The organism is Kitasatospora putterlickiae, assembly GCF_039527695.1.
GTDB lineage: Bacteria > Actinomycetota > Actinomycetes > Streptomycetales > Streptomycetaceae > Kitasatospora > Kitasatospora putterlickiae.
Window position 1 is genome coordinate 2240 of the sequence record NZ_BAAAKJ010000092.1, and the last position, 6289, is coordinate 8528.

The 6289-nt window shown below is 76.7% G+C and carries 4 protein-coding genes; 2 read left to right on the forward strand and 2 right to left on the reverse strand.

The genetic code is table 11. From position 1 onward, the window contains the following. Positions 1-1848 precede the first annotated feature (1848 nt). Positions 1849-3261, reverse strand: a complete 1413-nt coding sequence (locus ABD308_RS10005) for an SWIM zinc finger family protein (protein WP_344331040.1) — start codon at positions 3259-3261, stop codon at positions 1849-1851. 160 nt (positions 3262-3421) lie between these two features. Here ABD308_RS10005 and ABD308_RS10010 point away from each other — a divergent pair, with 160 nt between their 5' ends. Then, positions 3422-4330, forward strand: a complete 909-nt coding sequence (locus tag ABD308_RS10010) for an acyl-CoA thioesterase (RefSeq protein WP_344331042.1) — start codon at positions 3422-3424, stop codon at positions 4328-4330. A gap of 168 nt (positions 4331-4498) precedes the next feature. Continuing rightward, the gene (locus tag ABD308_RS10015) at positions 4499-5116 is read left to right on the forward strand and encodes a TetR/AcrR family transcriptional regulator (protein ID WP_344331045.1); all 618 of its coding nucleotides are present in this window, start codon (positions 4499-4501) and stop codon (positions 5114-5116) included. A gap of 25 nt (positions 5117-5141) precedes the next feature. Here the strand turns inward: ABD308_RS10015 and ABD308_RS10020 are convergent. Beyond that, on the reverse strand, positions 5142-6289 hold a 1148-nt coding region (locus ABD308_RS10020; RefSeq protein ID WP_344331050.1), incomplete at its 5' end, for a sulfite oxidase.

A 6289-nucleotide genomic window follows, 5' to 3' on the forward strand; every position in this document is an offset into this window, starting at 1 on the left:
CCGCCCGCACCCCCGGGTCGGCCGTCGGGGCGACCCTCAGCAGCGCGGCGCCCAGGTCGGCCGGCCCGGCCGTGACGCCGGCGGCCTCGTACCCGGCGAGCCGCTCGACCAGCGCGGTCGCGGTGATCGAGCCGGTGGCGTCGGTCGGCGTGGCGAGCAGGTACGGCGGGCGGTCGGTGGAGACCCGCTCGGCGGCCTCGGAGATCCGGGCGGCCAGCACCTTGCCGTACTCGGTGACGTGGCTGCCGATCAGCGGGTCGCGGGCCTTGCGGAAGAGGCCGCCGGCCCGGTGCGGCTCCGTCTGACCGGCGACCACCGCGGCGAGGAACAGCACGTCACGGGGACGGCAGTCCCGCCAGTGGCCGATGTCCTGCCACTGGTTCACCCGCAGCACCGGCTCCAGCGCCCGGGCGAGCGCCGCCCGGTCGCGGTGGGCGTGCCGGACCAGGCCGTCCAGGACGCGCTCGAAGACGGCGACGTCCGGCTGCTCGGCGGCCATCAGCACGGCCAGTTCCTCGGCGACCTCGGTCGGGGTGGCCGGCGGTGCGCCGAGCGGGAGGGGCACCGGGACGGGCGGCAGCAGTTCGGACCAGGCGGTGTCGTCGTCCCCCGAGCCGGCGACGGGCGCGCCGAACAGCTCGCCCGCCCGGGCGTGGTGGGCGGGGTTGAGCGCCTCGGCGGCGAGCAGCAGCTGCGGCAGCACGGCCTCGCCGGCCGCCTTGAGCCGGCGCGCGACCACGTTCAGCGCCCGTTCCTGGATGCCGCTGTCGGGGTGCCCGAAGGCCTCGGCGGCGGCCAGCACCACCGGTCCGGCCCGCTCGGGCGAGCGCTTCGCGGCCTGCTCCAGCCAGGCCAGCTGGGCCCGCACCAGCTTCTTCTCACCGCGGAACAGCACCACCGCCGAGGCCTCGCCGGCCACCTCCGGCTCGATGAGCCCGGCCTCGTCCAGGCCCGCGAGCACCTGCTGGGCGTGGCCGGCCAGCACCGAGGGCCCGTCGAGCAGCGCCAGCAGGTCGCGGACCCGGGCCGCGTACTCCCGCGGGGCGGGCGCGAACGCGTTCAGCACGGCGAGGAACGCGCGCTGGTCGGCGAGCTTGCCGCCGCGCACCAGGCGGCCCAGGCAGAGGTCGATCAGCTCCTCGCGCCCGAAGTGCCCGGACTCGGCGAGTCCGACGATCGCGTCCGGCCAGTTGTCACCCGAACGGGTGGAGTAGGCGCGGTCCAGTGGCCACGCGGCGTCGTCGAGTTCGAACACCCGGGGCAGCAGGACCGGGGTGAAGGTGTCCGTCCGCAGCCGTTCCAGCAGGGTGGTGCTGATGCCGCGCGGGCCGTTCTCCGCGCCGGCCGCCGAACGCAGCCACTCGGCGGTGAAGTCGTCGGAGGCCGGCACCGCGCAGCCGGTGCGCCGCACCACCCGCTCGATCAGCGGGTAGAGGTCCCAGCTCCAGCCGCTGCCGCGCTTGGCGGCGAGCCGGCCGACCACGTCGATCTGCCACTCGACCGGCTGCGACTCGACGACGTCGGCGAGGGCCGGGTGGCGGGCCCAGGTGCGGCCGCTGAAGTCCCGGGCGCCGATCCAGGTGGCGGCGCCGGCCGCGCCGAGGTGGCAGCCCGCGCCGGCCACCAGCAGCGCGCCCATCCGCTGGTTGGCCTCCCTGGACCAGTCGCCGCGGGTGGTCCGGCGCAGGTCCTTGAGGAGGGGGACGCAGGAGCGCCGCTCGGCCGGCCCGAGGGCGGCGAGCAGGCCCGGCACCTGCCCGGTCCGGCCCTCGCGGACCGCCTCCAGCAGGGCCTCCACCGCGTCCGTCGTGGCCGCGGCCGTCTCCGTGGTGTTCACGGTCTCCGTGCTCATCGCGCCGTCTCCTCCCGCACTCCGCCGACCGTCCCGTCCTGTGTCCGCGCCTCGCGGACCATGCCGACCGCCAGCACGTGCTTGCACGGCCCGCGCCCGCCCCGGTACTTCGCCCACCACAGGCAGGTGCAGCCGACCGCGCCGGCCGCGTCCGCGCGCACCCGCTGGACATGGTCGTCCACCGTGACGACGGCCGTCGCACCGCCCTCCTCCAGCCGCACCGCACCGGCCGCGACCAGCGCGCGGGCGGCCTTCAGGCGCGGGTTGGCCGCCTCCGCGCGCCGCGCGTCGTACGGGAGCTGCCGGTGGAAGTACGCGGCCTCGGCGACGTCGTAGCCGATCTGCCCGGCGGTGCCGAGCCGGGTGAGCGCGGCCCGCACCCGGGCCGCGGTGAGCCCGGACTGCTCGGCGAGCTCGGCGATCTCGACCCGCGGCTCCCAGGCGAGCAGCGCCGCGACCAGGTCGGCGTCCTGCTCGGCGGCGACGGTGGCGAGCGCGCCGAGCACCCCGCCCTCGCCGCTGAAGCCCCGGGAGGCGTCCGGCGAGAGGGTGAGGGTCAGCCGCATGCCCGGCAGCTCGACCTCCCAGGCGGAGGCCGCCGGGCCGCTTCCGGCGACCGGCGGGCCGTAGACCCGCAGCGCCCGGGCGTGCCGCAGCACCCGCTGCAGGGCGGCCAGCCGCTCGGGCCCGGGCAGGCAGACCGCGCCGGGCACCGGCCGGGTGGTGGGCCGCAGGGTCCGCCCGGCCGGGACGACCCACTGGGCGACCCGGGCCCCGGCCCGGCCGCCGCCGCGCGGCAGCGAGCGCAGGAAGCGGACCGCCTCGGGGCCCGGCAGCTCGGCCCGCAGGTCGAAGCCGGCCGCGGTGACCTGGGTCTCGGCGAAGCCGCGCAGCCAGCGCTCGGGCAGCGGGACCTTCTTCTCGACGACCGGCCCGTCGAAGGTGGTGACCTCCAGGGCGTCCGGGCCGACGGCGAGGTGCAGCGGCTCGGCGGGGCCGATCCGGGTGAGCGCCTCCCGCAGCGGGTTGTTGACGTCGACGTTGGTGGTGCCGTGGCCGATCTCGTCGCCGTCCAGGCCGGCGGCGAGCACGTCGAGGCGGGCGTAGACGCCGCAGCAGCCGGAGAAGGACTCGAAGCGGAGCCGGTCGCCGTTGGCGGTGACCACCGGGTCGAGCGAGGCGCGCAGCTGGGGCTGGTAGTAGCGGGCGGCGGCGACGTCGGCGACGGCGAGCAGCGCGGCGGCGGCCGGCGCGGGCTCGGCCAGGAAGCCCGCGAAGAACCGCGGGTGGGCGGCCGCCCCGAGCGGGGTGGTGCCACCCGAGGTCTCCAGGGCGAGGCGCCGGCCGGCCTCCCCGTCGAGGACGGCGGACGGACGCAGATAGGCGTACGCGTGTGCGGATTGCGACATGCCGAGCACGTTAGGTCAGGGCACTGACAATGACCCTCGGCGCACGTCCCCGCCGCCCCTCGGCCTTCGAAATGTGGAACAGGTTCTAGCAAGCATGTTCGCCCGCCCGGGTTACCCGGGTCACACCGGCGCGCGGCCCGGGTCTGCCAGTATTGGGCCTGTGACAGAGCTGACCGAACAGGACAGGCGGGCCACCGGCACGGTCGGCCCGTTCGCCGAGCTGCTGCGGATCGAGCACCTCGACGAGAACACGTTCCGCGGCCACTGCCACGCCGGTGCGCCGATGCGCGCGTTCGGCGGGCACGTCGCCGCGCAGGCGCTGGCGGCGGCCGGGCGGACGATCGGCGCCGACCGCTCGGTGCACTCGCTGCACGGCTACTTCCTGACGCCGGGCGACCCGAACCGGCCCATCGAGTACCGGGTCGACCGGGTCCGCCAGGGCACCTCGTACGCCACCCGGCAGGTGACGGCGGTCCAGCGGGGCGAGGCCGTCTTCAGCCTCTCCGCCTCCTTCAAGCGCCCCGAGCCCGCAACCGACCGGTACCGCGAGGGGCCTCCGCTGCCCGGCCCCGAAGAGCTCCCGGACGTCTTCTCGCTCTGGGACGAGGCGGCCCGCGCCGCGCTGGCCGACACCGGCTTCGGCGACCTGGAGCTGCGGTTCGTCCCGCCGGACGCGCCGGGCGTGCCGCCGTCCGTGCCCGGCATGCCGCAGCAGTTCGTCTGGCTGCGCACCGGCTCCCCGCTGCCCGCCGACGAGCCGCTGCTGCACGTCTGCGCGCTCACCTACCTCTCGGACCTCACGCTCGCCTCGACGGCCGGGCTGCACGTCCAGCCGAACTTCTTCCAGCGCACCGAGGCGCCCCGGCTCCTGATGGCCTCGCTGGACCACGCGATGTGGTTCCACCGGCCGTTCCGGGCGGACGAGTGGCTGCTGTTCGCGCAGCGCAGCCCGTCCTCCTCGGACGGGCGCGGGCTGGCGCTGGGCGAGTTCTACGACCGCGGCGGCCGGCTGGTGGCCTCCGCCGTCCAGGAGGCGCTGATCCGCGAACACACGGTCGCGCGGCGCTGAAGCCCGGCCGCGCCGGACGGCCGGGCGGCCGCCGCGGGACCCCGCCACCACCCGGTGGCCGGGGGACGAACGGCGGGCGGCCGGTCGGCGTCATATTCCTGAGCGGCCCCGGCCCGTATCATGGTGCGGGTGACCAAGGTTGACCTGTCACCACGACCGGTGGAGGCCATGTCTCCGCGTCAGCTCGAACGCCGCGAAAGCCTGATCGCGGCCGCGCTCGCCCTGGTGAACGAGATCGGCGTCGAACGGCTGCAGATGAAACAGGTCTGCGAGCGGTCCGGAGTCGCCCTGGGGACGGCGTACCGCTACTTCTCCTCCAAGGACCACCTGCTGGCGGCGGCGATCGCCGAATGGCATCGGCTGCTGCTCGCCGACCTGGTGGCGGAGCTGCGCGGACCGCGCGCCGGCCTGGGCGCCACCGACCGGGTGGTGCGCTTCGTGCGCGGCGGCATGCGGGCCTACCAGCGCCAGCCCGAGCTCGCCCGGCTCCGGGTGGCCGTCGCCGCCTCCACCGACCCCTTCGCCAGCGAGTCCCTGCAGGGCATGGCCCGGGCCGACAGCACGGCGCTCCAGGCGGTGATGGCCGACGAGGTGCCGGCCGCCGCGAGCGACCTGGTGCGGCACATCGTCGGCCACGCCTGGCAGGGCGAGCTGACGGCCTGGGTGACCGGCCGCACCACGCTCGGCGACGCCCGGCGGCGGCTGGAGGACGTGGTGCGGCTGGTGCTGACCCCGTACGAGACCGCCTACCCGGCCCCGTACGAGGTCCCGTCCACCGTCCGGTGACGGCGGACGGGCGGGAGCGCCCCGCTCAGACCGCCGTCACCGGGTGGACCACCACCGCGTCGAACAGGTGGCCCTCGCGGTTGAACACCGTCGCCTCGGGCTGGGTCCTCCCCCGGCGGTCGGTCGCCCGCGCCCGCAGCTCGTACGGGCCGGGCCGCTCCGGGCGCCAGTCGAGGCTCCAGCGCGTCCAGTCGCCGTACCGCGGCTGGTCGCGCAGCTCGGCGGGGCGCCAGTGCCGGCCGCCGTCGACCGACACCTCGACCCGGCGGACCGGCGCCGCGCCCGACCTCGAGCGCCCGTGCAGCCGGTGCCGGCGACCGGCCGGGAGGACGGCGTCGCGGGCCAGCTCGAAGGCGCTCTTCACCACCTGGGTGGTGAGCGGGGCGCTGCCGCCCGGCGGGTAGTCCGGGCCGAACAGGCGGTAGGTGTCGGTGTTCCACGGCGAGAACAGCGGCCGGTCCGCGACCTCGATGGTGCCGACCCACTTGACGGAGGCGATCCCGACCCACCCCGGCACCACCACCCGGACCGGCGCGCCGTGGTCGGGGGTCAGCGGCTCGCCGTTCATCTCGTAGGCGAGCAGCACGTCGTCGAGCGCCTTGGCGACCGGCAGCGGGCGGCGCACCCGGCCCAGGCTCACCCCGCCGGCGACCGGCTCCGGGTCCAGCCCGGCGGGCATCACGTCCACCGCGTCCGCCGTCAGGCCGGCGCGCCGCAGCACCTCCGCCAGCCGCACCCCGCGCCAGCGCGCCGAGCCGATCCCGCCGAGCGTCCACGGGGTGCCGGGCACGCTCTGGTGCTGCTGGGCGGTGAAGAAGCTCCGGCCGTTGCCGGCGCACTCGATCAGCGCGGTGGTGGCGTGGGCGGGCAGGGCGCGCAGGTCCGCGAGCGAGAACTCGACCGGCCGGTCGGCGGTGGGCGCGCCGCGCAGGCCGTTGCCGAACACCTTCAGCCGCCAGGCGGCGGCGTCGATCAGCGGGGTGCTGGTGTGGTTGCGGACGAAGAACCGCTCCACCGGGACGATCCGCCCCACCGGCCCGCCGTCCGCGCCGTCGCGCAGCGCGTCGAAGCGCATCTCGGCGTTGGTGCCGCGCGGCACGAACCACTCGGCGGGCAGCGGTTTGACGATCCCGGGCACCGGCCCGGCGGCCACCAGGGAGGCGGGCGGGGCCG

What these genes read in the sequence shown, in the direction of transcription:
- ABD308_RS10005 (WP_344331040.1), bottom strand. Translation starts at nt 3,261, where the DNA reads ATGTCGCAATCCGCACACGCGTACGCCTATCTGCGTCCGTCCGCCGTC.
- ABD308_RS10015 (WP_344331045.1), top strand. Translation starts at nt 4,499, where the DNA reads ATGTCTCCGCGTCAGCTCGAACGCCGCGAAAGCCTGATCGCGGCCGCG.